Here is a 23,448-nt window from a genome sequence, read left to right as displayed (position 1 = left end):
GCCGTTCAGTGTGCAGCCGGCTGCGGCTCGCGCCGCGCAGGCACGGTGGAGACCGGGCCGAGCTTCGCGCCCTCGACGTCGAGGTCGGGGAGGAGGCGGTCCAGCCAGCGCGGCAGCCACCAGGCCGATCGGCCCAGCAGCGCCAGGACCGCCGGGACCAGCGTCATCCGCACGACGAAGGCGTCGAGCAGGATGCCGACGGCCAGGCCGAAGGCGATCGCCTTGACGATGACGTCGTCGATGGTCACGAAGCTGGCGAACACCGAGAACATGATCAGCGCGGCGGCGACCACGACCCGCGACGCGTGCCGGGCGCCGGCCAGGACCGCCGGACGCGGCGGGGCGCCGTGCACGAACTCCTCGCGCATCCGGGAGACGAGGAAGACCTCGTAGTCCATGGCCAGGCCGAACAGCACCGCCATGAGGATGACGGGCATGAAGCTGATGATCGGCCCCGTCGTCGGGACGCCGAACACGTCGGCCAGCCAACCCCACTGGAACACCGCGACGACCGCGCCGAACGAGGCGCCGACCGACAGCAGGAACCCGACGGCGGCCTTGACCGGCACGAGCACCGAGCGGAAGACCAGGAGCAGCAGGACGACCGCGAGGCCGACCACGACGAGGGCGAAGGGCAGCAGCGCGTCGTCGAGCTGGTCGGAGACGTCGATGGCCACCGCGGTCTGGCCGGTGACGGCGACGTCGGCGCCGGTCTGCTCCTCCAGTTGCGGCGCGAGGTCGCGCAGCGCGGTGACCAGGTCGCTGGTCGCCTCGTCCTGTGGGCCGCTCTCCGGGACGACGGTGACCAGCGCGGCGGTGCCCTCGGGCAGGACGGTCGGGACCGCGTAGGCGACGTCGGTCAGCCCGCCGGTGAACTGCCCCGGCGTCTGTGTGGGCGTGCCGCCGATGGCGCCCGCGACCTGCCCCGCGGCCTGCTGGGCGGTGGCCGGGTCGAGGCCGTCGACGAGGACGACGAGCGGGCCGTTGAGTCCGGGGCCGAAGGTCTCGCTGATCAGGTCGTAGGCCTGCCGCTGGCTGGTGTCCTCGGCGGCGGCGCCGTTGTCGGGCAGCGCGAGCTGGAGCTGGGCGGCGGGGATCGCCAGGACGCCGAGCCCGATCACCGACAGCAGGACGGTGACCAGCGGGCGTCGGGTGACCAGGGTGGCCCACCGCTCGCCCATCGAACGCCGGCCGGCCCCGGTGGCGACGGCGGCCTCCCGCGTCGCGGCCCGCGACCCCGGCCTGGGCGCCAGCCGCAGCCCGGCGAAGCCCATGAGGGCCGGCAGCAGGGTCAGCGCGACGGCGACGGCGACCAGCACCGTGGCGGCGGCGGCCAGGCCCATGACGCTCAGGAAGGGGATGCCGACGACCGACAAGCCGGCGAGGGCGATGACCACGGTGAGGCCGGCGAAGACGACCGCCGTCCCGGCCGTGCCGGTGGCGCGGGCCGCGGACTCCTCCGGGTGCATGCCCGCGGCCAGCTGGGTGCGGTGCCGGGAGAGGATGAACAGCGCGTAGTCGATGCCGACGGCCAGGCCGATCATCAGGGCGAGCGTGGGCGCGGTCGAGGACAGCGAGATCAGGCTGGAGACGCCGAGCAGGCCGCCGAGGCCGACCCCGACGCCGACGATCGCCGTCAGCAGGTTCATGCCGGCGGCCAGCAGCGAGCCGAAGGTGAGCACGAGCACCAGGACGGCGACGGCGACACCGACGAACTCGGTGGGGCCGATGTGCACCCCGGTCGTGCCGAACGCGTTGCCGCCGACGGCGACCTCCAGGCCGGCGTCCTCGGCCGCCGCGGTGGTCTCCTCGAGGGCGTCGAGGCTGCCGGCGTCCAGGGCCTCGCGCTGGACCTCGTACTGGACGGTGGCCAGGGCGGCGCGGCCGTCGGGGGTGAGCGCCTGGCTGGTGAAGGGGTCGGCGACCGCGGCCACCTGCGGCGCCTGCGCGGCCGCGGCGACGACCTCGGCGATCGCCTGCTGGTAGCGCGGCTCGGCGAGGCCGGCGCCCTCGGGGGCGGCGAAGACGATCTGCGCGCTGGCCCCCGCAGCCTGCGGCTGCAGTTCGGCCAGCCGGTCGAGGGCGGCCTGGGACTCCGAGCCGGGGATGGTGAACGTGTCGTCGAACTCGCCGCCGGCGGTGACCAGGACGGCGACGACGCCCGCGAGGACCAGCACCCAGATCGCGGCGACGAGCCGACGGGAGCGGTAGGCGGCCCGGCCGAGCCGGGCGAGCAGGGTTGCCATGGGTGTCGAGTGCTCCGGGTTCAGTGGGAGACGGCCGCGCGCAGCAGGAGCAGCAGCGCGGTGTGTTCGAGGTCGGGGTCGCCCGGGGTGGACGGGTCGACGGCGTCGTCGGCGACCGACCGCAGGACGGTGCCCTCGTGCAGGGCGATGAGGGCGCGGGCCAGCTGCCCGGCGGGCACGGTGAGGCGCAGCCCCAGCCGGGTGACCGCGCCCTCGATCAGCGTGGCGACCTGCGCGTGCATGGCGGCGGTGTGCTGGCGCAGCGCGGCGGCGGCCTCGGGGTGCCGGGCGGCGTGCAACGTGTACTCGGTGTGCACGAGCACCCACGTCCGGTCGGCGCGGAGCGTGTTCAGGCAGCGCTCGACCGCGGCCGCGACCGGGTCGTCCTCCCCTTCGAGGCCGGCCAGCTGCTCCTCCGCCCGCGACAGCTCGCGCCGGGTCTCCCGCTCGTAGAGGGCGGCGAACAGCTCGTCCTTGGTGCGGAAGCTGGAGTAGAACGCGCCGCGCGTGAAGCCACCGCGGCGGCAGATGTCCTCGACGCTGGCCGCGGCGAAGCCGACCTCGGCGAAGGTCTCCAGCGCCGCGTCCAGCAGCCGCTCCACGGTGACCTCACGGCGGCGTTTGGGCCGGTCGAGGTCCTCGCTCGTCACGATGCACGACTGTATCGGATACACCCGTGTATCGAGACGTGACCTGCCTCGCCCTGGGGACGTGCCGGGAGCAGGCTGCGGTCAGCCGCGCCAGCGGGCGACGACGTCGGTGAACGCCGCGGCTGCCTGCTCGAGCTCGGCGAGCTCGACGTACTCGTCGACGGCGTGCATCACCGCGGGCGTGCCCGGACCCCAGACGACGATCGGGGCGCCGCCCACGACCTGGCCGAGCACCGACGCGTCGGTGAAGTAGGTGGCCGGTGTGGGCAGCACCGTGGCCGGCAGCGCGGCCACCCACGGGTCGTCGGCCGGGGTGCCGACCGGCGGCAGGTCGACCCGCACGTCGACGTCCGCCACCTCCGGCTGGCCGCGCCACCAGGCCAGCAGCTCGTCGCCGGCGGCGACGGTGCGCATGTCGACCACCACCTCGGCCCGGTCGGGGACGACGTTGGGCACCGTGCCGCCGGCCACCACGCCGGGGTTCCACGTCTCGGTGCCCAGGAACGGGTCGGTGCGGAACGGCAGGGCGCTGCCCGCGCGGGCGAGCAGCGCGACGAGGTCGAGGACGGCGTTGTGCCCGCGCTCGGGCGTGGAGCCGTGCGCGGCCCGCCCGGCCGTCCGGACGGCCAGCCAGAGCGCACCCTTGTGGCCGAGGACGACCTGGTTGCCGGTGGCCTCCGGGACGACGACCGCGCCCACCGCCTGGTCGGCGACCGCGGCGGCCGCGGCGGCGGCGCCCTGGGAGCCGATCTCCTCGTCGCTGGTGAGCAGCAGCGCGACCGGCGTCTGCGGGTCGGCGGCGGCGAGCGCGGCGGCCGCGGCCACCACGCCGGCCTTCATGTCGCTGCCACCCCGGCCCCACACGCGGCCGCCGTCCAGCTCGGCGCCGAAGGGGTCGCGGGACCACGCGCCGGGGTCGGGCACCGGCACGGTGTCGACGTGGCAGGCCAGCAGCAGCTGCCGGCGGCCCGGGTCGGTGGGGGTGCGCAGCAGGGTCCACGGGTGGTCGGGGTCGCGGCCCTCCGTGACCTCCAGGTGCGGCGCCCGCTCGCGCAGCACCTCGGTGAGCGCGCCGAGGGTGTCGCGCTGGGCGGCGGCGTCCCCCGACACCGTCGTCCGGCCGACGAGCTCCCGCACCAGCGCGGTCAGGTCGAGCGCGGCCACGTCAGCCACCGAGTCACCTCCCACCCAGCGCCGCGGTCACGACGGCGCGGGCCTCCTCCTGCACACGCGCCAGGTGGTCGGGGCCCTTGAACGACTCCGCGTACACCTTGTAGACGTCCTCGGTGCCGGAGGGGCGGGCGGCGAACCAGGCGTTCTCGGTGGTCACCTTGAGCCCGCCGATCGCGGCGTCGTTGCCCGGCGCGCTGGTGAGCTTGGCGGTGATGGGCTCGCCGGCCAGCTCGGTCGCCGTCACGTCGCCGGGGGAGAGCTTGCCGAGCTTGGCCTTCTGCTCCCGGGAGGCCGGGGCGTCGACCCGCGCGTACGCCGACTCCCCGTAGCTCGCGGTCAGCTCCGCGTGCAGCTGGGACGGCGAGCTGCCGGTCACCGCCTGGATCTCACTGGCCAGCAGCGCCAGCAGGATGCCGTCCTTGTCCGTCGTCCAGACGCTGCCGTCGCGGCGCAGGAACGAGGCGCCCGCGGACTCCTCACCCCCGAAGCCGACCGACCCGTCGAGCAGGCCGGGGACGAACCACTTGAACCCGACCGGCACCTCCACCAGGCGCCGGCCGAGGCCCGCGACCACCCGGTCGATGAGGGACGACGAGACGAGGGTCTTGCCGACCGCGGTGTCCTGGCCCCACTCGGGCCGGTGGGAGAAGAGGTAGGAGATCGCCACGGCGAGGAAGTGGTTGGGGTTCATCAGCCCGCCGTCCGGGGTGACGATGCCGTGCCGGTCGGCGTCGGCGTCGTTGCCCGTCGCGATCGCGTAGTCGGCGCGCTTGCCGATGAGCGAGGCCATCGCACTGGGGGAGGAGCAGTCCATGCGGATCTTGCCGTCCCAGTCCAGCGTCATGAACCGCCAGGTCGGGTCGACCAGCGGGTTGACGACGGTGAGGTCGAGGCGGTGCCGATCGGCGATGGCGGCCCAGTAGTCGACGCTCGCGCCGCCGAGGGGATCCGCGCCGATCCGCACGCCGGCCGACCGGATCGCGTCGACGTCCAGGACCGACGGCAGGTCGTCGACGTAGTCGCCGAGGAAGTCGTGCGCCGCAGCCGCCGCGCGGGCCCGGCGGAACGGGATCCGCTGCACACCCTCCAGCCCGGCCCGCAGCAGCTCGTTGGCGCGGTCGGCGATCGTCTTCGTCGCGTCGGTGTCGGCCGGCCCGCCGGACGGCGGGTTGTACTTGAACCCGCCGTCGCGGGGCGGGTTGTGCGACGGGGTGACGACGATGCCGTCGGCGAGCCCGGAACTCTTCCCCCGGTTGGCCTGCAGGATCGCGTGGCTGACCGCCGGGGTGGGGGTGTACCGGTCGGCGGCGTCGACCAGCACGGTCACGTCGTTGGCGGCGAGCACCTCCAGCGCGCTGGCCCAGGCCGGCTCGGACAGCGCGTGCGTGTCGCGGCCGACGAACAGGGGCCCGTCGTAGCCCTGCGCCGTGCGGTACTCGCAGATCGCCTGCGTGGTGGCGAGGATGTGCGCCTCGTTGAAGGCCGCGTCGAACGCCGACCCGCGGTGACCGCTGGTACCGAACACCACCTGCTGCGCCGGGTCCGACGGGTCGGGCTCCAACGTGTAGTACGCGGTGACCAGCGAGGCGACGTCGATGAGGTCGTCCGGCCGGGCCGGCTGTCCTGCGCGGGGGTCGGTCATGTCGCCGATCTTGGCCCGGACCCACCCCGGTCGCGACCGGTGGACACGGCGGCGCCGGCCGTCCGCGTGGAGGGCCGGGCCGGACGGTGTGGTCGCTCGGTACCGGGAGCGCCGGCCGAGCACCTGCCGCTCGGCCGGCACCCCCGTCAGGCCGTGCCGTCCCGCCCCTCGACCGCGGCGAGGAAGCGCTTGAGCGTCTCGAGGAACACCTCCGGCTGTTCGGAGTGCACCCAGTGCCCGGCGTTCTTGACCCGCACCAGCCGGGTGTTCGGGCACAACCGGTCCATGCGCTCCCGGTCCTCGGGCAGGACGTAGTGCGAGTTGGCCCCGGCGATCCACAGCACCGGCCCGTCGTACCGCGCCCCCGGCGGCGGCTCGGGGAAGCCGCGCAGCTCGCCGAGGTCGCGCTCGAGCAGCTCCAGGTTCAGCCGCCACCGCCAGCCGCCGCCCTCGCCGAGCCCCTCGCGGACCAGGCTCTGCAGCAGGAACGAGCGCACCATCCGGCTCGGGACGGCGGAGCGCAGCGCGGCGTCGGCGTCCTCGCGGCTGGTGAGCGCGTCGAGGTCGAGGGCCCGCATCGCGGCGATGTACGCGCCGAACGGGGAGGCCTCCTCGTCCTCGTCGTCGGTGCGGCCGCCGGACACGGGGTACTCCGTGGGCGCGATGTCGACGACGACGAGGGCGCGTAGCAACTCCGGGTGGCGCAGCGCGAGCTGCATCGCGACCTTGCCGCCCATCGAGTGCCCGACGAGGGTCACCGGCTCGCCGAACGACTCGAGCTCCGCCGCGACCATCCCGGTCATGTCGACGTAGTCGACGCGGTCGGTCCACGGCGAGTGCCCGTGGTTGGGCAGGTCGAGCAGGGTGACGCGGTGATCGGCCGAGAGGCCCTTGGCGATCGTCGTCCAGTTCTTCCCCTGGCCGAACAACCCGTGCACGAACACCACCCGCGGGCCGGCGTCCCCCAGCGTCCGGGCGTGCAGCCGCTCGTCGGAGTTCGTCGTCACCCGGCGATTCCACCAGATCCCCGCGGCCTCCCCACCTACCGTCGACGGCCGACGAAGTCACCGGTCGCCCTCGGCGCCGACGAAGGAGAGCGCACCCATGCCCGGACGGCGCCGCCGGACGACGACCCGGTCCACCACCCGCAGCACGACCGCCACCCGCCGCAAGCCACCGGCCCGCCGCGCCGCGAAGCCCGCCCCGGAGCCGCCGGTCGCCGGGCCGGGGGAGCGGGTGTGGGTGCTCGCCGTCCCGTTCCGCGCGCCGGCGCCCGGCGCCCAGTGGCGCCCGGACCTGCAGGCCCACGTGTACGTCGGCCGCGAGCTGCCGCCGGAGCTGGCGCCCCACGCCCCCGCGCCGTACACCTTCGAGCGGTTCCTCGAGGACGAGCTCAACCCGATGCCGCGTCCGCTCCCCGCCGGCCGCCCGATGCAGCCGCGCGACGAGCAGCTCACCGGCGCCGCGGCGATCGCCGCCTCCGCGAAGGCCGGGCACCGCGTGTTCCTGCTCGGTGACGACCCCGGCGTCGGCAAGACCGGCACCGCGGTCCTCGCCGCGCGCGAGGTCGCGGCGCAGCGCGGCGGCCGCACCGTGCTCGTCGTCGCGGACCGCCCCGCCGCGATCACCATCCCGCACTGGACGCGCTCGATCGCCGGGTTCGGGGACGGCGGGCTGCGCTGGTGCGTCACCACCTGGGACCGCCTGGCCAAGGTCGCCAAGTTCCGGTTCGACGTGGTGATCGCCGACGAGGCACACATGGTCCGGCACACCACGACCCAGCGGTGGAAGCACTGGAAGGCCGTCTCCGGCGCCGGCCGGGTCAAGGACGCGCCGTTCGTCATCGCCGCGACCGCCACCCCCGCGCACACACCGCTGGAGCTGCCGTACCTCGCGCCGCAGTTCGCGCAGCGGCACGGCGAGCCGCTGCGCGCCTGGTCCGACCTGCCCGGCCGGCTGGCCGAGCACGGGTTCCACGTGGAACGCGGCCGCTACGGCTGGGCCTGGACCGAGGACGCCGACGAGCGCCGCGCCGACCTCGCCCGGCTGCAGGGGTGGCTCGCCGACGGCACCCCACCGGCGACGCTGCACCGGCCGGCGCCCTGGGGGCCGGTGTCGGTGACCGGGACGCCGGTCGCACTGACCCCCGCCGAGCGGTCCGCCTACGACTCAGAGTGGCAGGAGTTCCGGACCGAGATGCAACTGGCCCGGCGCGCCCGGCAGAGCGCCCGCGGCCGGGCGGCGCTGCTGCGGTTCCGGCAGAAGGCCGGCCTGATCCGCGCGCAGGCGACGGTCGACTGGGTCAGGGCGCAGGTGGAGGCCGAGCGGCAGGTGGCCGTCTCGGTGGAGTTCGTCGAGACGGCGGCCGACCCGATCCGCGAGGCCCTGCTCGACTCCGGGATCCCCGTCGCCGCCATCTACGGCCGCGACCGGTTCGACGTCGAGGCCGAGCGGCTGCGCTTCCAGACCGGCGCCGCGCCGGTGTGCGTGTTCACCGTGACCGCCTCCATCAGCCTGCACGCCGGCGAGCTGCTGCCGAGCGGGTCCGCCGCCTCGGCCACCCCGCGGGTCGGGCTGTTCCACCAGCCGCGGTTCTCCGGCATCCAGGCCCGGCAGGTCACCGGCCGCACGCACCGCGACGGCCAGGTCTCCCCGTGGCGGGTCGCCTTCGCGGAGGACACCGTGGAGGAGCAGGTCGCCCGCGTGATGGTGGAGCGGCTGGCGGTCAGCGGGTCGACCGCCGGCGCGGACACGTCGTCCCTGCAGGAGATCGCCGAGTTGCTGGACGCCGACTGGCTGCCGGCCACGGCGCTGACCGACGCCTGAGCCCGTCCGGTCCCGTCAGCCGGGCACGGAGGCCGGCCGAGAGCTCCAGCCCTGCTGTCGCAGCCGGTCGAACCCGTCCAGCAGCAGGTCGAGGGCGAACTCGAACTCGAACTGCTCGTCGCAGCCGGACCCGGCCCCGGGGCCCTCGTTCGCGGCCACGGCGATCTCGAGGATGTGCGGGTACCGCTGGGCGAACTCCGCCGCCATGGCCGCCTGCTCCTCCGGGGTGGGAGCCGGCGCGTCCGCACCGGGCGCCTCGTCGAACAGCTCCGGGCTGAAGCCCCAGATGCGGTTGCCCAGCGCGTGCATCACGTGGTGGGTCAGGTCGGCGGAGAAGCCCCCCGCCCGGAACGTGCCGGTCACGGCGTCCATGTAGCCGAGGACGGCGGGCGTCCGGCGGGTGCGGGACTCGATGGCCTGCCGCGCCCACGGGTGCCGCAGCACCGCCCGCCGCGCGGAGAGCACCCGCTCGCGCACCGCCGTCCGCCAGTCCATCGACGGGTCGGGCGCCTCGAACTCGCCGATGACGACGTCGACCACGCCGTCGAGCAGCTCCTCCTTCGAGGCGACGTGCTTGTACAGCGCCATCGGCACGACCCCCAGCTCCTGGGCGAGCCGCCGCATGCTGACCGCGTCGATCCCGGCCTCGTCGGCCAGCTGGACCGCGGCGCGCAGCACCCGCTCCCGGCTGAGCGGGACGCGCCGCGCGCCGGCTGCCTGCTGGGGCATCGCGGCTCCCTCCCACCGACGAGCTCGCCCCGACGAGCTCCCCGCCGAGGCCACCCTGACGAGCCTAGCCCTTGACCGGTGTACGACGTACACCTACCGTCTCCGGCATCGGTGTACGCCGTACACCTCAGCCGGGAGGGAACGACATGAGCACGGACAGAGGGACCGCGGTCGTCGCGGGGACGTTCTTCGTGGTGGCCGCGGTGACCGCGGTCGTGGCGCTGGCGCTGTACCAGCCGGTGCTGGGCGACCCGGGCTACGTCCTGGGCGCCGGTGCCGACACCCACGTGCTGTGGGGCGGCTTCCTCGAGGTCGTGCTCGCCGCCTCGTGCATCGGCACCGCGGTCACGCTGTACCCGGTGGTCAGGCGGCACGGCGAGGGCATGGCGCTGGCCTACGTCTGCGGCCGGCTGCTCGAGGCCGCGCTCATCGTCGTCGGCGTCGTCAGCCTCCTGTCCGTGGTCACCCTGCGGCAGGACCCCGCGGCCGGCACGGACGACGCCGGGCTGCTGGCGGTCGCGCGGTCGCTGGTCGCCCTGCACGACCGGACGTTCCTGCTGGGCCCCGGCCTCGTCATCGGGGTGAACAGCCTGCTGCTCGCCGTCCTCGTGTACCGGTCCCGGCTCGTGCCGCGCTGGATCGCCGTCCTCGGGATCGTGGGCGGACCGGTCGTCTTCGCGTCGTCCACCGCGATCCTGTTCGGCCTCTACGAACAGGTCTCCGTGTGGGGCATGGTCGCCGCCCTCCCCGTCACCGTCTGGGAGATGAGCCTCGCCGCCGTCCTCATCGCCAGGGGCTTCCGGCCGTCGCCCCGCCCGGCCGTCCCGGTCGCGCGGCCCGCGGTGACCGCCGCGGTCTGAGGGCCCGGCTGTTAGGTTCGGCGGCGGAAGTGACACGGGGTGTCCCCGCAGGGGACTGAGAGCACACCCGTCGAACCTGCTCCAGTTCGTACTGGCGAAGGGATGTCACGGCGTGGATGCCGACGACCTGCGCGCGGCCCGGGCGGCCCTGCGCGCCACCACCCCCCTGGTGCACTGCCTGACCAACACGGTCGTGCAGACCCTCACCGCCAACGCCCTGCTGGCCGCCGGCGCGGCGCCGGCCATGGTCGACGCCCCGGAGGAGGCCGCCGACTTCGCGGCCGTCGCCTCCGCCGTGCTGGTCAACGTGGGCACGGTGAACGCCCGCACCGCCGAGGCGATGCGCCTGGCCGCCCGGTCGGCGGCCGCCGCCGGGACGCCGTGGGTCCTGGACCCGGTCGCCGTCGGCGGCCTGGTCTTCCGCACCGAGCTGGCCACCGAGCTGGTCGGGCTGCGGCCCACGGTGGTCCGCGGCAACGCCTCCGAGGTGATGGCGCTGGCCGGCGCGGGCAGCGGCGGCCGTGGGGTGGACAGCACCGCCGGCACCGACGCCGCGGCCCCGGCCGCGGCCGACCTGGCCCGCCGGACCGGTGGGGTGGTGGCCGTCAGCGGCGAGGTCGACCTGGTCACCGACGGGCGGCGGACGGTCCGCGTGGGCGGCGGCTCGGAACTGCTGACCCGCACCACCGGTGCCGGGTGCGCCCTCGGTGCGCTGGTCGCCGCCTACGTCGCCGCCACCGGCGACGCCCTCACCGGCACCGTCGCCGCCCACGCCCACGTGGCGCTGGCCGCCGAGGTCGCCGCCGACCTCGCCGACGGCCCGGGCACCTTCGCGCCCGCGTGGCTGGACGCGCTCGACGCCCTGGACGGCGACTCCCTGGCCGGCGCCGACATCCGGGGTTCCCGGTGACCCGCTTCGACCCCACCCTCTACCTGGTCACCGACACCGCGCTGTGCCACCCGCGGCCGGTCGCCGACGTCGTCCGCGCCGCGGTGGCCGGCGGGGTCACCGCCGTCCAGGTGCGCGACAAGACCGCCTCCCGCCGGGAGCTGCTGGCGCTCACCCGGGCGGTGCAGACGGCGCTCGCCGACCGGCCGGACGTGGCGGTGGTGGTCAACGACGCGGTGGACGTCGCCGTGGTCGCCGGCGCCGACGGCGCGCACGTGGGACAGGACGACCTGCCGCCGGGGGAGACCCGCGCGCTGCTCGGGCCGGACCGGCTGCTCGGGGTGAGCGTCTCCTCGGCGGCGGAACTCGACGCGGCGCTGGCCCTGCCCGCGGGCACCGTGGACGTCGTCGGGCTGAGCCCGGTGTGGGCCACCCCCACGAAGCCGGACGCCGCTCCGGGGCTGGGGCTCGCGGGCGCCGCCGCGCTGGCGGCCGCCGCCCGTGCCGGTGGCCTGGCCGCGGTGGCGATCGGGGGCATCGACGCCGGCCGGGCGGCCGACGTGGCCCGCACCGGGGTCGACGGGATCTGCGTGGTGTCCGCGATCTGCGCCGCGTCCGACCCGGAGGCGGCGGCTCGCGCCCTGCGGACCGGGATCGCCGCCGGCCGGGCCGCGGGGGCGCACCGGTGACCGCGCCGGACGCGCCCCCGCGGCGGGCCGGGGTACCGGTCGCGCTCACCGTGGCCGGCAGCGACCCCAGCGGCGGGGCCGGCATCCAGGCCGACCTCAAGACCTTCAGCGCCCTCGGGGCCTACGGGACGGCGGTGCTGACCGCCCTCACCGCGCAGAACACCCGCGGCGTGACCGGCGTGCACCCGGTACCGGCGGAGTTCGTCGCCCAGCAACTGCACACGCTGCTCGACGACGTCCCCGTCGCCGCCACCAAGCTGGGCATGCTCGGGACGGCTGAGGTGGTCGCCGCGGTGGCCGGCGTCCTGGCCACCCGCCCCGCCGGCCCGGTCGTCTGCGACCCGGTCATGGTGTCGACCAGCGGCCACCGGCTGATCGACGAGTCGGCGGTGGACGCCGTCCGCACCACCCTGCTGCCGCTCGCCGACCTCGTCACGCCCAACGTCCCCGAGGCGGCGGCGCTGCTGGACGCCGCGCCCGCGACCGACGTCGACGGGCTGGTCGGGCAGGGCGAGGCGCTGCTGGCGCTGGGCCCGCGGGCGGTGCTGCTGAAGGGCGGCCACCTGGGCGGGGCGGAGAGCGTCGACGTCCTGGTCACCGCGGCCGGCGCGACGCCCACCCGGCGGCCCCGGGTGGCGACCTCGGCCACGCACGGCACCGGCTGCACGCTCTCCTCGGCGCTGGCCGCCCTCGCCGCCGCGGAGGGCGCCGGCGACTGGCTGCCCCTGGTGGAGCGGGCGCGGGACTACCTGCAGGCCGCGCTGGTCGGCGGCGCCGGGCTGGGCATCGGCTCCGGGGCCGGCCCGGTCCACCACTTCGCCGGCATCTGGCCGTCGTGACCTCGTCCACCGAGCGGTTCACCGAGCGCGCCTGGGCGGCCACCGCCGGCCTGCGGGTGGCCATCGACGAGCTGTCCTTCCTCGCAGAGCTGGGCTCGGGCACCCTGCCGCCGGCCACCTTCCGGCACTACCTGGAGCAGGACACCCTCTACCTCGCCGAGTACGCCCGGGCGCTGACCCTGCTCGCCGCCCGCGCCCCGGACTCCGCCGCCGCGGCCTTCTGGGCGACGTCCGCGGCCACGACCGCGACGGTCGAGCGCCAGTTGCACGCCGACCTGCTGGCCGCCGAGCTCCGGCCGGCCGACCGGCCGGATGGCGACCCGGTGCCCTCACCGACCTGCCTGGCCTACGTCTCCTACCTGGTGGCCGCGGCGGCGACGGCTCCGTACGCGGTGGGCGCCGCCGCCGCGCTGCCCTGCTACTGGGTGTACGCGGACGTCGGCGCGCGGCTGGCCCGGACCGCCGCGCTCGTCCCCGGGCACCCGTACCTGCGCTGGGTCGCCGCCTACGACTCCCCGGCGTTCCAGGACGCCGCTCGCGAGGCCCGGGCACTGGTGGACGCGGCCGCCCTCGCGTCGCCCGGGGCGGAGCCCGCGATGCTGCGGGCGTTCACCGTCGCCACCCGGTACGAGCTGGAGTTCTGGCGGGCGGCGCACGAGCGGGAGACCTGGCCGGACCGGCTCTGACGGTCAGCTCGCCGGCGGTTCACCCGTGGCCGGGACGATCGGGATGCGGGTGGCGCCGTCCGTGGCCCGGGAGGCACCGTCCGCGCCGGGCGCGCCCGCCCCGCCCAGCCGGCGCAGCAGCGCCGCGACGTCGACGCCGGTGAGGTCGCCGGACAGCTGCAGGCCCTGCGCGACGTTGGCCGCCACCGACCGGCCCAGCGAGCCGGCGCCGTCGGCGGAGATGACCGTCATCTTGTCCACGCCGGCCAGCGGGGCGGCGGCCGCCTGGACGACGTCCGGGAGCACCTTGACCAGCATCTCCAGGATCGCCGCCTCGCCGTACTTCGCGAAGGCCTCCGAGCGGGCGTCCAGCGCCTCGGCCTCGGCCTGCCCGCGGGCGAGGATCGCGGCCGCCTCGGCCTGACCCTCGCGCTCGACGGCGTCCGCGACGGCCTGCCGGCGCAGCTTCTCTGCCTCACCCCGCTTGGCGCCCTCGATCGCCTCGGCCTCCGCCAGCGCCGAGCGGCGGGCCCGCTCACCCTCACCGGAGAGCTTGGCCTGTTCGGCGGCGGCCTGGGCGGCGGCGATGGTGGCCTGCCGCTGCGCCTCGGCGGTGAGGATCGCGGAGTTCTTGCGGCCCTCGGCCTCCTGCTCGACCTTGTACCGCTGGGCATCGGCCGGCCGGCGGACCTGGGTGTCCAGCTGCCGCTCGGTCAGCGCCGCCGTCCGCTCGGCGACCTTCTCCTGCTCGATGAGCACCGCCTGGTCCTGGGCGGCCTGCGCCAGCGGGCCGGCCGCGGCGGCCCGGGCCTTCGCCGCGTCGGTCTCGGCGGTGATATCCGCCTGCCGGAGCGCGAGCTGCCGCTGGGCGACGGCGATCGCCTCGTCGGCCAGCAGCTGCTCCTGCTGGGCGGCCTGCCGGGCGCGGGCCTCGGCGATGCTCGCCTCCTTGAGCACCCGGGCGGCCTCGGGACGGCCCAGGTCGGCCAGGTAGCTGCCCTCGGCCTGGATGTCCTGCAGCTGGAAGGTGTCGAGCACCAGCCCCTGCCCGGTGAGGGAGGACTCCGCCTCCTCGGCGACGGCGGAGGCGAACGCCGCGCGGTCCCGGATGATCTCCTCGATCGTCAGCCGGCCGACGATGGAGCGCAGCGCGCCGGCGAGCACCTCCGAGGTGAAGGTGTCGATGCCCTCCTGCTGGTTGAGGAACCGCTGCGCGGCGGCGCGGATGGAGTCCTCGGTGCCGCCCACCTTGACGATGGCCACGCCCTCGAGGTCGCACTTCACGCCCTGCTTGGACACCGCCCCGCGGATGCCGACCGGGATGCGGCGGCTGGAGAGGTCCATCGTGTGCAGCTTCTGCACCACCGGCAGCACGAAGACGCTCGCGCCCATGACGACCTTCTGACCGGAGGAGTCCCGTGAGGTCACCCCGTTGGAGCTGGTCACCTGGCGGCCCTGCCGGCCGGTGACGATGAACGCCTGGTTGGGTCCGGCCACCTTGATCCGGGAGAGCACCAGCAGCACGAGCAGGAGCACCAGGACGGCGATGCCGCCGATGGCGATGAGCAGGGTCAGGTCCACGGTTCGGGGCCTCCGGTCTGGGGCAGCTCGGGCAGGGGGTCGGGCGCGGTGGACACCACCTGGACGGCGGTCTCGCTGAGCGCCTCGACGACGTAGACGGGGGTGCCGGCGGCCAGCGGGACGTCGCTGCGGGCGGCGAACTTCACCTGCTGGCCGGCGACCCGCAGCCGGACCTCCCCGAACCCCGCGGTCGGGACGGCGGAGACCACGACCCCCTGCGCCCCGAGCAGGTGGTGGCGGGTGAGGGTCTCGGTGGTGGGCATGTTCCGCAGCGCCCGCGACAGCCGGACCGCGGCCCAGGCCAGCGGGACCGCGACCGCCAGCCCGAGGACCAGGGCCAGCCCGAGCCGGCCGGCGTCCGGGAGGTCGTCGGGCAGGAGCGAGGCGGCGGCGGCGCCACCGAAGCCGACGCCGCCGAGCAGCGCCGCCACGGCGGGGACGGAGAAGGGGCCGTCCGCGTCGCCGGCGAGGTCGCCGATCTCGCCGACGACCAGGGAGAGCAGCAGGACGGCGAGGCCGATCGCGCCCACGACCAGGAGAGCGACCTCCACGCGCCCCCCTCCGTCGGTGTGGCCGCCGACACTCGCAGGCGCGGGCGCCGGTGATCAACCGGAACCGGCACCGGGGCGTCCGCGTCACCCGGTCGGAGGACGGGCGACGATGGGGTGGGCCGGCGACAGCGAGGAGGTGGGGCGTGCGGCGGGAGGCGAGCATCCTCCACCTGGACCTCGACGCCTTCTTCGCCGCGGTCGAGCAGCGCGACAAGCCGTCGCTGCGCGGGCGGCCGGTGGTGGTCGGCGGGGTCGGCGGCCGCGGCGTGGTGGCGACGGCGTCCTACGAGGCGCGGGCCTACGGGGCGCGCTCGGCGATGTCCACCGCCGAGGCGCGGCGGCGCTGCCCGGCCGGGACGGCGTTCCTCGGCGGCCGGTTCGCCGCCTACCGGCGCACCTCCGACGTCGTCATGGAACTGCTGCGGGAGCTCTCCCCGCTGGTGGAGCCCGCCTCGCTGGACGAGGCCTACGTCGACCTCGCGGCCGGTGCCGGGCACGACCTCTCCGTGGACGGCGTCACCGCGCTCGGGCGCCGGCTGAAGGAGCGGATCGCCGAGGCCACCGGCGGGGTGACCGGGTCGGTGGGCATCGGGTCCTCGAAGCTCATGGCCAAGATCGCCTCCGACCTCGACAAGCCCGACGGGCTGGTCGTCGTCCCCCCGGGGCGGGAGCTGGACGCGCTGCACCCGCTGCCGGTGACCCGGCTCGGCGGCGTCGGCCCGGCCACCGCGGAGCGGCTGCACCAGATCGGCGTGAAGACCGTCGCGGACCTCGCCGCCCGGTCGCTGCCGGACCTGGTCGCGCTGGCCGGGCGGGCGCACGGCGGGGGCCTGTACGCGCTGGCCCGCGCCGAGGACGACCGGCCGGTGGTGGCCGAGCGCGGCGCGAAGTCGGTGTCGCAGGAGTCGACGTTCGAGCGGGACCTCACCGACGTCGCCGTCCTCACGCGGGAGATCGACACGATGGCCGGGCGGGTCGCCACCCGGCTGCGCGACTCCGCCCTGTCCGGCCGGACCGTGACGCTCAAGCTGCGGCGCTACGACTTCACCACGCTCACCCGCTCGCAGACGCTGCCGCAGCCGACGGACGACCCGCGGGCGATCGCCGGGATCGCCCGCCGGCTGCTCACCGAGGCCGGCACCGCCGGGGGGTTGCGGTTGCTCGGCGTCGGCGTCTCGGGGTTGTCGCCCTACGCGCAGGGCGACCTTTTCGCGGCCGACGACCCCGCGCCGGCCGAGGAGGACCCGGTCCCCGACGAGGCCCCCGACGAGCCGGAGGCCCCGCTGCCCGCGGAGCAGCGGTGGTGGCCGGGGCAGGACGTCCGGCACGACGACCTCGGCGCCGGCTGGGTGTGGGGCCGGGGCCTGGGCCGGGTCACGGTGCGCTTCGAGGGCCCCGGGACGCCGCCCGGACCGGTGCGCACGCTGGCCTCCGACGACCCCGCCCTGCACCCCGCCGACCCGCCGGACTGGCGGGTCAGCCCGGGAACGCCGGCCGGCCCGGCACCGTGAGGTCGGAGTCGACGTGGACGTCGACCTGGTCGATGACCGCGCCGGGGTGCTCCGTCAGCGCGGCGGCGGCCACGTCGACCGCCCGGTCGGCCGGCAGGACGTCGTCCGGCCGGCCGGGGGCTGGGAGCCGGGTGGCAGTTCGGTCGGGACCGGGGGCGATCATGGGCCGCATGGTCGACCAGAGCGCGTGGGTGCAGATGACGCAGGACGACCCCGGGCACTCGGCCGCCTACGTGCAGCGCTTCCGCACCATGGCCGCGCAGGGCGCCGACCTCGGCGGCGAGGCCCGGCTGGTGGACGCGATGCTGCCCCGCCGCTCCCGCGTGCTCGACGCCGGCTGCGGGCCGGGCCGGGTGGGCGGCCGGCTGGCCGCGGCCGGTCACGACGTCGTCGGGGTGGACGTGGACCCGGTGCTCATCGCCGCCGCCGAGGAGGACCACCCCGGCCCGCGGTGGCTGGTCGGCGATCTCGCCGAGCTCGACCTGCCGGCGGCCGGGGTGGCGGGCGCCTTCGACGCGATCGTCTGCGCCGGCAACGTGATGACGTTCCTGGCGCCCTCCACCCGCGTCGCGGTGCTGGAGCGGCTGCGGGCGCACGTCGCCGGCGACGGACGCGCGGCCATCGGCTTCGGCGCCGGCCGGGGGTACGCATTCGACGACTTCCTCGCCGACACCCGCACCGGCGGCTGGACGCCGGACCTGCTGCTGGCCACCTGGGACCTGCGGCCGTTCACGCCGACGTCGGAGTTCCTGGTCGCCGTCCTCCGCCCCGCCTGAGGGGTGCCGGCCCGCTCCGCTCGCGCCCGCGCGGCTCAGCGGTGCCGGGGTGTGGGAACGGGACGGTGGGGTCCGTCGACCCGGCACCACCATCGTCAGCGGGGAACCTGGACGGCAGCTGTGCGCCGGCTCCGAGGACGCCGTGACCCGACGCCGCCGCACCCTCGAGGCTTCGCCGCACCCCGCACGCCAGGGCCCCGGCTACGGCCGGGGCAGCCAGACCGGCCGCTGACCCGCCGGCCCGACCGCCGCGGACCGCCACGGCGGCGAGCCCGGCGGCGCGACGAGCGTCACCGGCCCGTCGGGCGACGGCAGGGAGAGCAGGTACGGCGCCGGATCGACCGACGAGGCCGCCGCTGGGGCCGCGACCCGCGGTGCGTCCAGCAGCCAGTGCGCCGTGCGCGCGAGGGAGAGCTCCCCGTGCCAGCCGCCGCCCTCCTCCCGGCGGCGGGCCAGCGCGGCCAGCACCGTCGCGGCGGCCAGGTGACCGGTCGCGTGGTCCAGCGCCTGCGCCGGCAGCACCCCGGGCTCGCCGGCCGACCCGCACTCGAGCGCGATCCCGGTCGCCGCCTGCACCAGCGAGTCGAAGCCCCGCCGCTGTGCCCACGGCCCCGCCGTGCCCCAGGCCGACAGGCTCACCACGACCAGGTGCGGATGCCGGGACGCCAGCGAAGCGGGATCCAGGCCGAACCGCGCCAGCGCCCCGGTCCGGTACCCCTGGACCACGACGTCCGCCCCCGCCAGCAGCCCCTCGACCGTCCGGCGGTCGGCCGCCGCGGCGAGGTCCAGCAGCACGTGCCGCTTCCCGGGCCCCGTGTCGACCAGCTGCCCCGGGTCCTCGGGCAGCCGCGGGCTGTCGACCCGCAGCACGTCCGCGCCGTGCGAGGCGAGCGTGCGGGTGGCGACCGGGCCGGCGATGACCCGCGTCAGGTCCAGCACCCGCACCCCGTCGGGGGACGACGCCCGCACGGGCCCGTCGGCAACCCGGCGCAACCCGACCAGCGGGGCTCCCGCCACGGCCCGCCCCTGCGGCGTCCCCGCCCAGACCGACCGCGGACGGACGGCGGCGGCCGCACCTCCCGCCGCGACGACGGCCGCCTCCAGCTCCTCGGCCCGCCACCGCTCCGCCGCCGGGCCACCCTCGGGCCCCAGCACCCGCAGCGCGGCGTCCCGGTGGTGCGGGTAGTTGCCGTGCAGCCGCAGCCAGCCGTCGGCGGTCCGCCAGAACCGCGACAGCGGCGCGAACCCGGGCGCGACCGGCTGCCCGCCCACCGCCGCGAACCGCTCGCTGCGGAACGCCGGCCCGACGTGCGCGGCGTCCACCTCGACCGGCTCCGAGCCGCCGCGGAGCAGCCGCGCGGCCAGCAACTGCGCGGCGACCGACCCCACGGCGAGGTCGGGCACGGGCAGCGGCCCGCCCAGACCGGTCGCCCCGACGACGCGGACCGACGGCGCCGCACTCCCGGTCAGCAGCGGCCAGACCTCGTCGAGCAGAGCGCTCATCGACCGGTGATCCTCACACTCGGGTCGGTGCACCAGCGCAACACCGCCGGCCACGACCCGTAGCCCGCCGGCAGGTCCAGGTGCGCGCCGCCCGGCACCACGTCGAGGTCCAGCCCGTGGGGCCTGCCGTAGACCTCCAGCGCCCCGCCCGGGCAGTACGGGTCGTCGTCGGAGGCCACCATCCGCACCCGGCGGCGGACGTCGTCGTCCAGCGGGGTCGTCGCGATGCCGTCGGGCACGAAGGCGGCCACCGCCGGCTCCCGGCGCAGCCGGTCGGGGGAGGGTGGGGCGACCAGCAGGACCCGGTCGGGCTGCAGGTCCCCGAGTGCCGGCTGCGCCGTCCACCAGAGCAGGACCGCCAGGCTGTGGCACACCAGCACCCGCTCGTCGCCGTCCAGGGCCGCCAGGTGGCGGCGGAACTCGGCCAGCCACTCGTCGAGCACCGGCTCGTCGGGCGAGGGGAACTGCGGGTAGGCCACGGCGTGCCCCTGCACGGCCAGCTCCCCGGCCAGCCAGTGCTGCCAGTGCCCGGCCGGACGCCGGTTCTCCCAGCCGTGCGCCACGAGGAAGCCGATCACGGCGGCGATCGTAGGGAGCGGCCTCAGGGCTCGGCGGTGCCCAGGGCGATCGTGAGCTCCAGCACGGTGCGGGGGTCCTCCAGGCGGTCGCCGAACAGCTCGCGCAGCTGCCCCATCCGGTAGCGCACGGTCTGCGGGTGGACGAACAGCTCCGCGGCGATCCGCTCCCGCCGTCCGTGGTGCGCCAGCCACGAGCGCAGCGTCTCGACCAGCTTCTCCCGCGGACCCGGGGCGAGGTCCTCCAGCGGCGCGAGCACCTGGGCGCGCAGGTCGGCCAGCGCCTCGCCGTCGGCCCGCAGGACCAGCTCGGCCAGCCGCTGCTCGGTGTCCACCGGCGCCTCGCCCTCGGGTCGCAGGCCCAGCTGCAGCGCCCGCAGCGCCCGCGAGTAGGACGACCGGGCGTCCTGCCACGGTCGCGGCGGTCCGACGACGGCCTCGCGCCCGGACAGCGCCTTGAGCAGGCCGCCGCGGGCGAACCCCTCCGCGTCCGGCACGAGCAGCACCGCCCGTTCGGTGGAGGGCTCGGCGCCGGGCAGGTCCGTGCCGGCCTGCAGCGTGCGGGCATCCAGCTGGGCGACCGCCCCGCGGGCCCGGGCCTCCGGGAGGAGCACCGCGGTGAGGGTCCGCGGCGGCGTCCAGTCCGCCCGCTCGGCCGCGGCGGCCAGGTCGTAGGCCGGGCTGCCGGTGAGCAGCAGCTCGGCCAGCCGCTCCAGGTGACGGCGGCGCTCGCGGCCACTGGTGGCCAGGTGGTCGGCGTGGCCGGCGACGCTGGAGGCCGACAACGCGTCGATGTAGGCGAACACCAGCTCGGCGAAGCGGGCCAGCGAGGCGGCGGGCATCCCGGCACCCACCGCGGTCTCGCTCATGTGCCGCCACGCCACACGGGCGCCGACCCGGTAGGCGGCCAGCAGCGCGTCCATCGTCCGCCCGTTCTTGGCCTCCCCGCGGCCCAGGGCGTAGGCACCCTCGAGCGCGGGACCGATCGGCCGGCTGGCGTCGACACCGGCCGTCGTCGTCGCCAGCTGGAGGAACCCCCCGAGCGCCAGCTGGACGGCGTTCTCGATCGCCCGGCCCATGTCGCCCCGGAAGGCCTCGGTGTAGCTGGGCACCTCGACGACGATCGCGGCCACGGTGCTCTCGGCCACCGCGGGCAGCTCGGCGCGCATGGCCGCGGCCACCGCGGGGGTGAAGGGGTTCTGCTCCGGCGTCACACTCACCTCACCGTCACCGGTTCTTTGTTCGGTCGAGACAGTATCCGGCCCGAGGTTCACGTCGAGAGCACAGGTAATTGCACGGTGGGCTGGGAACGATCAGAAGCATGACCGCGACCGTCCCGCGCCCTTCCCCGGCCCGGCCGGCCCTGACCGCCCTGCGCCGGCGGGCGCTGCGCCTCGCCGAGCTGGTGACGACGCCGCTGCTGCCCGACGACTACCTGGACCTGGTGCACCCGCTGCGCTCCGGCGCCGCCCTGCGCGGGCGCATCGAGGCGGTGCACCACGAGACCCGCGACGCCGCGACCCTCGTGATCCGCCCCGGCGCCGACTGGCGGCCGCACGTGCCCGGCCAGTGGGTGCGCATCGGTGTCGACGTCGACGGCGTCCGCCAGTGGCGCGCCTACTCGCTGACCTCGGACCTGACCCGCTCCGACGGCTGCATCAGCATCACCGTCAAGGCCATCCCCGGCGGGAAGGTCAGCAACCACCTGGTGCACCACACCGAGCCGGGCACCATCGTGCAGCTCGACCAGGCCGCGGGTGAGTTCGTGCTGCCCACGCCGGCTCCGGCGAAGACGCTGTTCATCACCGCGGGCTCCGGGATCACGCCGGTCATGGGCATCCTGCGCAACCACCCCGAGCTCCCCGACGTCGTCCTCGTGCACTCCGCGCCCACCGCCGAGGACGTCGTCTTCGGTGCCGAGCTGCGGGCGCTGGCCGCCGCCGGCCGGATCCGGCTGGTCGAGCAGCACACCGAGACCGCCGGGCTGCTCGACCCCGCGGCGATCACCGCCCTGGTGCCCGACCACGCCGAGCGCGCCACCTGGGCGTGCGGCCCCGTCGGCCTGCTGGAGGCCCTCGAGGAGCACTGGGAGACGGCCGGGCTGGCCGACCGGCTGTTCACCGAGCGGTTCCGCCCCACGACCGTCGTCGCCGGCGAGGGCGGCACCGTCTCCTTCGTGAAGTCGGGCACGACGCTGGAGGCCGACGGCGCGACGACGATCCTCGACGCCGCCGAGGAGGCCGGCGTGCTCATGCCGAGCGGCTGCCGGATGGGCATCTGCTTCGGCTGCGTGCTGCCGCTGCGGGAGGGCGCGGTCCGCGACCTGCGCAACGGCGAGGTCACCACCGCCGCCCCCGGGGACGGCGTCCTCATCCAGACCTGCGTGAGCGCCGCCGCCGGCGCCTGCGACATCGACCACTGACCGACCGCCCCCGAACCCAGCGGAGGACTCACGCGTGACCGTCCTGCAGAAGAAGCCCGTCAACCCGATCGCCCACCTCACCGCCGAGGACGTCGAGCTCATCGGCAAGGAGCTCGACGACATCCGTCAGAGCGTCATCGACACCCGCGGTGCGGCCGACGCGGCCTACATCCGCAAGGTCATCGACGTCCACCGGAAGATCGAGCTCGGCAGCCGCGCGGTGCTGCTGGCCTCGGGCTTCCCGCCCGCCTGGGTGCTCGGGACGATCGGCCTCTCGGTGGCCAAGATCCTCGACAACATGGAGATCGGGCACAACATCCTGCACGGGCAGTGGGACTGGATGCGCGACCCGAAGATCCACTCCACGACGTGGGAGTGGGACATGGCCAGCCCGGCCGAGCAGTGGAAGCACTCGCACAACGAGCTGCACCACACGTACACGAACGTGATCGGCAAGGACAACGACCTCGGCTACGGCATCATGCGCGTCGACGAGGACCAGACGTGGGTGCCGATGTACCTGGGGCAGCCGCTGTGGAGCTTCATCAACGCCTGCTTCTTCGAGTACGGCATCGCCGCCTACGACCTCGAGCTCGGCGCGGTCATCGCGAAGAAGCAGACCGGGGACCCCGAGTTCCGCGCGCGGGCCAAGGCCGTGCTGCGCAAGATCGGCCGGCAGGCACGCAAGGACTACCTCGTCCACCCGCTGCTGTCCGGGCCCAACTTCCTGGCGACCCTGACGGCCAACTTCGTGGCCAACCTGGTGCGCAACCTGTGGTCGAACTCCGTCATCCTCTGCGGGCACTTCCCCGAGGGCGTGGAGACCTTCGAGAAGAAGTCCATCGACGGCGAGACCCGCGGCGAGTGGTACCTGCGGCAGATGCTGGGCTCGGCGAACATCTCCGGGTCGAAGGCCATGCACATCATGACCGGCAACCTGTCGCACCAGATCGAGCACCACCTGTTCCCCGACCTGCCGAGCAACCGGTACGCCGAGATCGCGCCGAGGGTCCGCGACCTGTTCGACCGGTACGGGCTGAACTACCACTCCGCGCCGCTGCCCAAGCAGGTCGCGTCGGCCTGGCACAAGATCATCCGGCTGTCGCTGCCCAACGGCTGGCTGGACAAGACGACGGCGCGGAACCTGCCCTCGCAGCTGGTCATGCTCTACAAGATGAGCACCGGGTCGCCGAAGGTCCGCCGCCGGCTCCTGGCCGAGGCCGCCGCGGCCTGACCCCTGGCCGCCCCTGAGGCGGCGGGAGCCGACGACGAGGCCCGGAGTGCTGGTAGCCGCACTCCGGGTCTCTCGTCGTCCGTGGCC

At 75.8% G+C, this 23,448-nt stretch carries 22 protein-coding genes and 1 riboswitch; of the genes, 10 read left to right on the top strand and 12 right to left on the bottom strand.

The window, feature by feature from the left end:
• Positions 1-5 precede the first annotated feature (5 nt).
• The 5 genes from ACI78Q_RS03385 to ACI78Q_RS03365 all read right to left on the bottom strand — a co-directional run bounded on the left by ACI78Q_RS03385 (position 6) and on the right by ACI78Q_RS03365 (position 6,718).
• Positions 6-2,246 carry an MMPL family transporter gene (locus ACI78Q_RS03385; protein ID WP_456921905.1) on the bottom strand — a complete coding sequence of 747 codons (2,241 nt, stop codon included), beginning with the start codon at positions 2,244-2,246 and terminating at the stop codon, positions 6-8.
• Between the two features lie 20 nt (positions 2,247-2,266).
• Positions 2,267-2,896, bottom strand: coding sequence for a TetR/AcrR family transcriptional regulator (locus ACI78Q_RS03380; protein ID WP_456921904.1), 630 nt, complete (start codon positions 2,894-2,896; stop codon positions 2,267-2,269).
• 81 nt (positions 2,897-2,977) lie between these two features.
• A complete protein-coding gene (locus ACI78Q_RS03375) occupies positions 2,978-4,069 on the bottom strand; it encodes a M20 family metallopeptidase (protein ID WP_456921903.1) in 1,092 nt (363 codons plus the stop codon).
• 4 nt (positions 4,070-4,073) lie between these two features.
• On the bottom strand, positions 4,074-5,711 hold the full coding sequence (gene pgm / locus ACI78Q_RS03370) for a phosphoglucomutase (alpha-D-glucose-1,6-bisphosphate-dependent) (RefSeq protein WP_456921902.1): 1,638 nt from the start codon (positions 5,709-5,711) through the stop codon (positions 4,074-4,076).
• Positions 5,712-5,857: 146 nt separating this feature from the next.
• Positions 5,858-6,718 (bottom strand): alpha/beta fold hydrolase, encoded by an 861-nt coding sequence (locus ACI78Q_RS03365; protein WP_456921901.1) that lies wholly within the window; start codon positions 6,716-6,718, stop codon positions 5,858-5,860.
• 97 nt (positions 6,719-6,815) lie between these two features.
• Here ACI78Q_RS03365 and ACI78Q_RS03360 point away from each other — a divergent pair, with 97 nt between their 5' ends.
• Positions 6,816-8,537, top strand: coding sequence for a helicase (locus tag ACI78Q_RS03360; protein ID WP_456921900.1), 1,722 nt, complete (start codon positions 6,816-6,818; stop codon positions 8,535-8,537).
• Between the two features lie 15 nt (positions 8,538-8,552).
• On the opposite strand, the gene ACI78Q_RS03355 is transcribed toward ACI78Q_RS03360, so the two are convergent.
• A complete protein-coding gene (locus ACI78Q_RS03355; RefSeq protein ID WP_456921899.1) occupies positions 8,553-9,266 on the bottom strand; it encodes a TetR/AcrR family transcriptional regulator in 714 nt (237 codons plus the stop codon).
• 146 nt (positions 9,267-9,412) lie between these two features.
• On the opposite strand from ACI78Q_RS03355, the gene ACI78Q_RS03350 reads away from it, so the two are divergent.
• The 5 genes from ACI78Q_RS03350 to ACI78Q_RS03330 all read left to right on the top strand — a co-directional run bounded on the left by ACI78Q_RS03350 (position 9,413) and on the right by ACI78Q_RS03330 (position 13,229).
• A complete protein-coding gene (locus ACI78Q_RS03350) occupies positions 9,413-10,126 on the top strand; it encodes a DUF4386 domain-containing protein (RefSeq protein ID WP_456921898.1) in 714 nt (237 codons plus the stop codon).
• A gap of 25 nt (positions 10,127-10,151) precedes the next feature.
• A riboswitch (TPP riboswitch) is annotated at positions 10,152-10,246 on the top strand.
• The gene (gene thiM / locus ACI78Q_RS03345; RefSeq protein WP_456921897.1) at positions 10,239-11,036 is read left to right on the top strand and encodes a hydroxyethylthiazole kinase; all 798 of its coding nucleotides are present in this window, start codon (positions 10,239-10,241) and stop codon (positions 11,034-11,036) included. (Overlaps the previous riboswitch by 8 nt.)
• Positions 11,033-11,704, top strand: a complete 672-nt coding sequence (gene thiE / locus ACI78Q_RS03340; protein ID WP_456921896.1) for a thiamine phosphate synthase — start codon at positions 11,033-11,035, stop codon at positions 11,702-11,704. Before thiM ends, thiE begins: the two co-directional genes overlap by 4 nt.
• Complete coding sequence (gene thiD, locus ACI78Q_RS03335; RefSeq protein ID WP_456921895.1) at positions 11,701-12,543, top strand: bifunctional hydroxymethylpyrimidine kinase/phosphomethylpyrimidine kinase; 843 nt, start codon at positions 11,701-11,703, stop codon at positions 12,541-12,543. The genes thiE and thiD overlap by 4 nt, the downstream gene beginning before the upstream one ends.
• Positions 12,540-13,229 (top strand): TenA family protein, encoded by a 690-nt coding sequence (locus ACI78Q_RS03330; protein ID WP_456921894.1) that lies wholly within the window; start codon positions 12,540-12,542, stop codon positions 13,227-13,229. Before thiD ends, ACI78Q_RS03330 begins: the two co-directional genes overlap by 4 nt.
• Before the next feature lie 3 nt (positions 13,230-13,232).
• Here the strand turns inward: ACI78Q_RS03330 and ACI78Q_RS03325 are convergent, their stop codons facing one another.
• Together ACI78Q_RS03325 and ACI78Q_RS03320 are read right to left on the bottom strand one after the other, a co-directional pair.
• Complete coding sequence (locus ACI78Q_RS03325) at positions 13,233-14,789, bottom strand: flotillin family protein (RefSeq protein ID WP_456921893.1); 1,557 nt, start codon at positions 14,787-14,789, stop codon at positions 13,233-13,235.
• Positions 14,780-15,340: a hypothetical protein gene (locus ACI78Q_RS03320; RefSeq protein WP_456921892.1), complete on the bottom strand. Its 561-nt coding sequence runs from the start codon at positions 15,338-15,340 to the stop codon at positions 14,780-14,782. Before ACI78Q_RS03320 ends, ACI78Q_RS03325 begins: the two co-directional genes overlap by 10 nt.
• Before the next feature lie 143 nt (positions 15,341-15,483).
• On the opposite strand from ACI78Q_RS03320, the gene ACI78Q_RS03315 reads away from it, so the two are divergent.
• Positions 15,484-16,851: a DNA polymerase IV gene (locus tag ACI78Q_RS03315; RefSeq protein ID WP_456921891.1), complete on the top strand. Its 1,368-nt coding sequence runs from the start codon at positions 15,484-15,486 to the stop codon at positions 16,849-16,851.
• On the opposite strand, the gene ACI78Q_RS03310 is transcribed toward ACI78Q_RS03315, so the two are convergent.
• Positions 16,817-17,014 carry a hypothetical protein gene (locus tag ACI78Q_RS03310; RefSeq protein ID WP_456921890.1) on the bottom strand — a complete coding sequence of 66 codons (198 nt, stop codon included), beginning with the start codon at positions 17,012-17,014 and terminating at the stop codon, positions 16,817-16,819. The genes ACI78Q_RS03315 and ACI78Q_RS03310 overlap by 35 nt on opposite strands.
• Before the next feature lie 7 nt (positions 17,015-17,021).
• On the opposite strand from ACI78Q_RS03310, the gene ACI78Q_RS03305 reads away from it, so the two are divergent.
• A complete protein-coding gene (locus ACI78Q_RS03305) occupies positions 17,022-17,627 on the top strand; it encodes a class I SAM-dependent methyltransferase (RefSeq protein WP_456921889.1) in 606 nt (201 codons plus the stop codon).
• Positions 17,628-17,828: 201 nt separating this feature from the next.
• On the opposite strand, the gene ACI78Q_RS03300 is transcribed toward ACI78Q_RS03305, so the two are convergent.
• The 3 genes from ACI78Q_RS03300 to ACI78Q_RS03290 are packed head-to-tail and all read right to left on the bottom strand — an operon-like array spanning position 17,829 to position 20,925.
• Positions 17,829-19,130, bottom strand: coding sequence for a CoA transferase (locus ACI78Q_RS03300; protein WP_456921888.1), 1,302 nt, complete (start codon positions 19,128-19,130; stop codon positions 17,829-17,831).
• Positions 19,127-19,708 carry an RBBP9/YdeN family alpha/beta hydrolase gene (locus ACI78Q_RS03295; RefSeq protein WP_456921887.1) on the bottom strand — a complete coding sequence of 194 codons (582 nt, stop codon included), beginning with the start codon at positions 19,706-19,708 and terminating at the stop codon, positions 19,127-19,129. The genes ACI78Q_RS03300 and ACI78Q_RS03295 overlap by 4 nt, the downstream gene beginning before the upstream one ends.
• Positions 19,709-19,731: 23 nt before the next feature.
• A complete protein-coding gene (locus ACI78Q_RS03290) occupies positions 19,732-20,925 on the bottom strand; it encodes a PucR family transcriptional regulator (RefSeq protein ID WP_456921886.1) in 1,194 nt (397 codons plus the stop codon).
• A gap of 101 nt (positions 20,926-21,026) precedes the next feature.
• Between ACI78Q_RS03290 and ACI78Q_RS03285 the strand changes: the two genes are divergently transcribed.
• A complete protein-coding gene (locus tag ACI78Q_RS03285) occupies positions 21,027-22,127 on the top strand; it encodes a ferredoxin reductase (protein ID WP_456921885.1) in 1,101 nt (366 codons plus the stop codon).
• 34 nt (positions 22,128-22,161) lie between these two features.
• Complete coding sequence (locus tag ACI78Q_RS03280; protein ID WP_456921884.1) at positions 22,162-23,361, top strand: fatty acid desaturase family protein; 1,200 nt, start codon at positions 22,162-22,164, stop codon at positions 23,359-23,361.
• The last annotated feature ends 87 nt before the right edge of the window (positions 23,362-23,448 follow it).

It is taken from the genome of Geodermatophilus sp. SYSU D00705 (assembly GCF_054050135.1).
The sequence above is the reverse complement of the archived record's forward strand: the minus strand, read 5'-3'. Positions and strand labels throughout refer to the sequence as shown.

Coding starts and splice junctions, on each gene's coding strand:
- ACI78Q_RS03285 (WP_456921885.1), top strand. CDS start 21,027: ATGACCGCGACCGTCCCGCGCCCTTCCCCGGCCCGGCCGGCCCTGACC.
- ACI78Q_RS03385 (WP_456921905.1), bottom strand. CDS start 2,246: ATGGCAACCCTGCTCGCCCGGCTCGGCCGGGCCGCCTACCGCTCCCGT.
- ACI78Q_RS03300 (WP_456921888.1), bottom strand. CDS start 19,130: ATGAGCGCTCTGCTCGACGAGGTCTGGCCGCTGCTGACCGGGAGTGCG.
- ACI78Q_RS03355 (WP_456921899.1), bottom strand. CDS start 9,266: ATGCCCCAGCAGGCAGCCGGCGCGCGGCGCGTCCCGCTCAGCCGGGAG.
- pgm (WP_456921902.1), bottom strand. CDS start 5,711: ATGACCGACCCCCGCGCAGGACAGCCGGCCCGGCCGGACGACCTCATC.
- ACI78Q_RS03305 (WP_456921889.1), top strand. CDS start 17,022: ATGGTCGACCAGAGCGCGTGGGTGCAGATGACGCAGGACGACCCCGGG.
- ACI78Q_RS03310 (WP_456921890.1), bottom strand. CDS start 17,014: ATGATCGCCCCCGGTCCCGACCGAACTGCCACCCGGCTCCCAGCCCCC.
- ACI78Q_RS03360 (WP_456921900.1), top strand. CDS start 6,816: ATGCCCGGACGGCGCCGCCGGACGACGACCCGGTCCACCACCCGCAGC.
- ACI78Q_RS03350 (WP_456921898.1), top strand. CDS start 9,413: ATGAGCACGGACAGAGGGACCGCGGTCGTCGCGGGGACGTTCTTCGTG.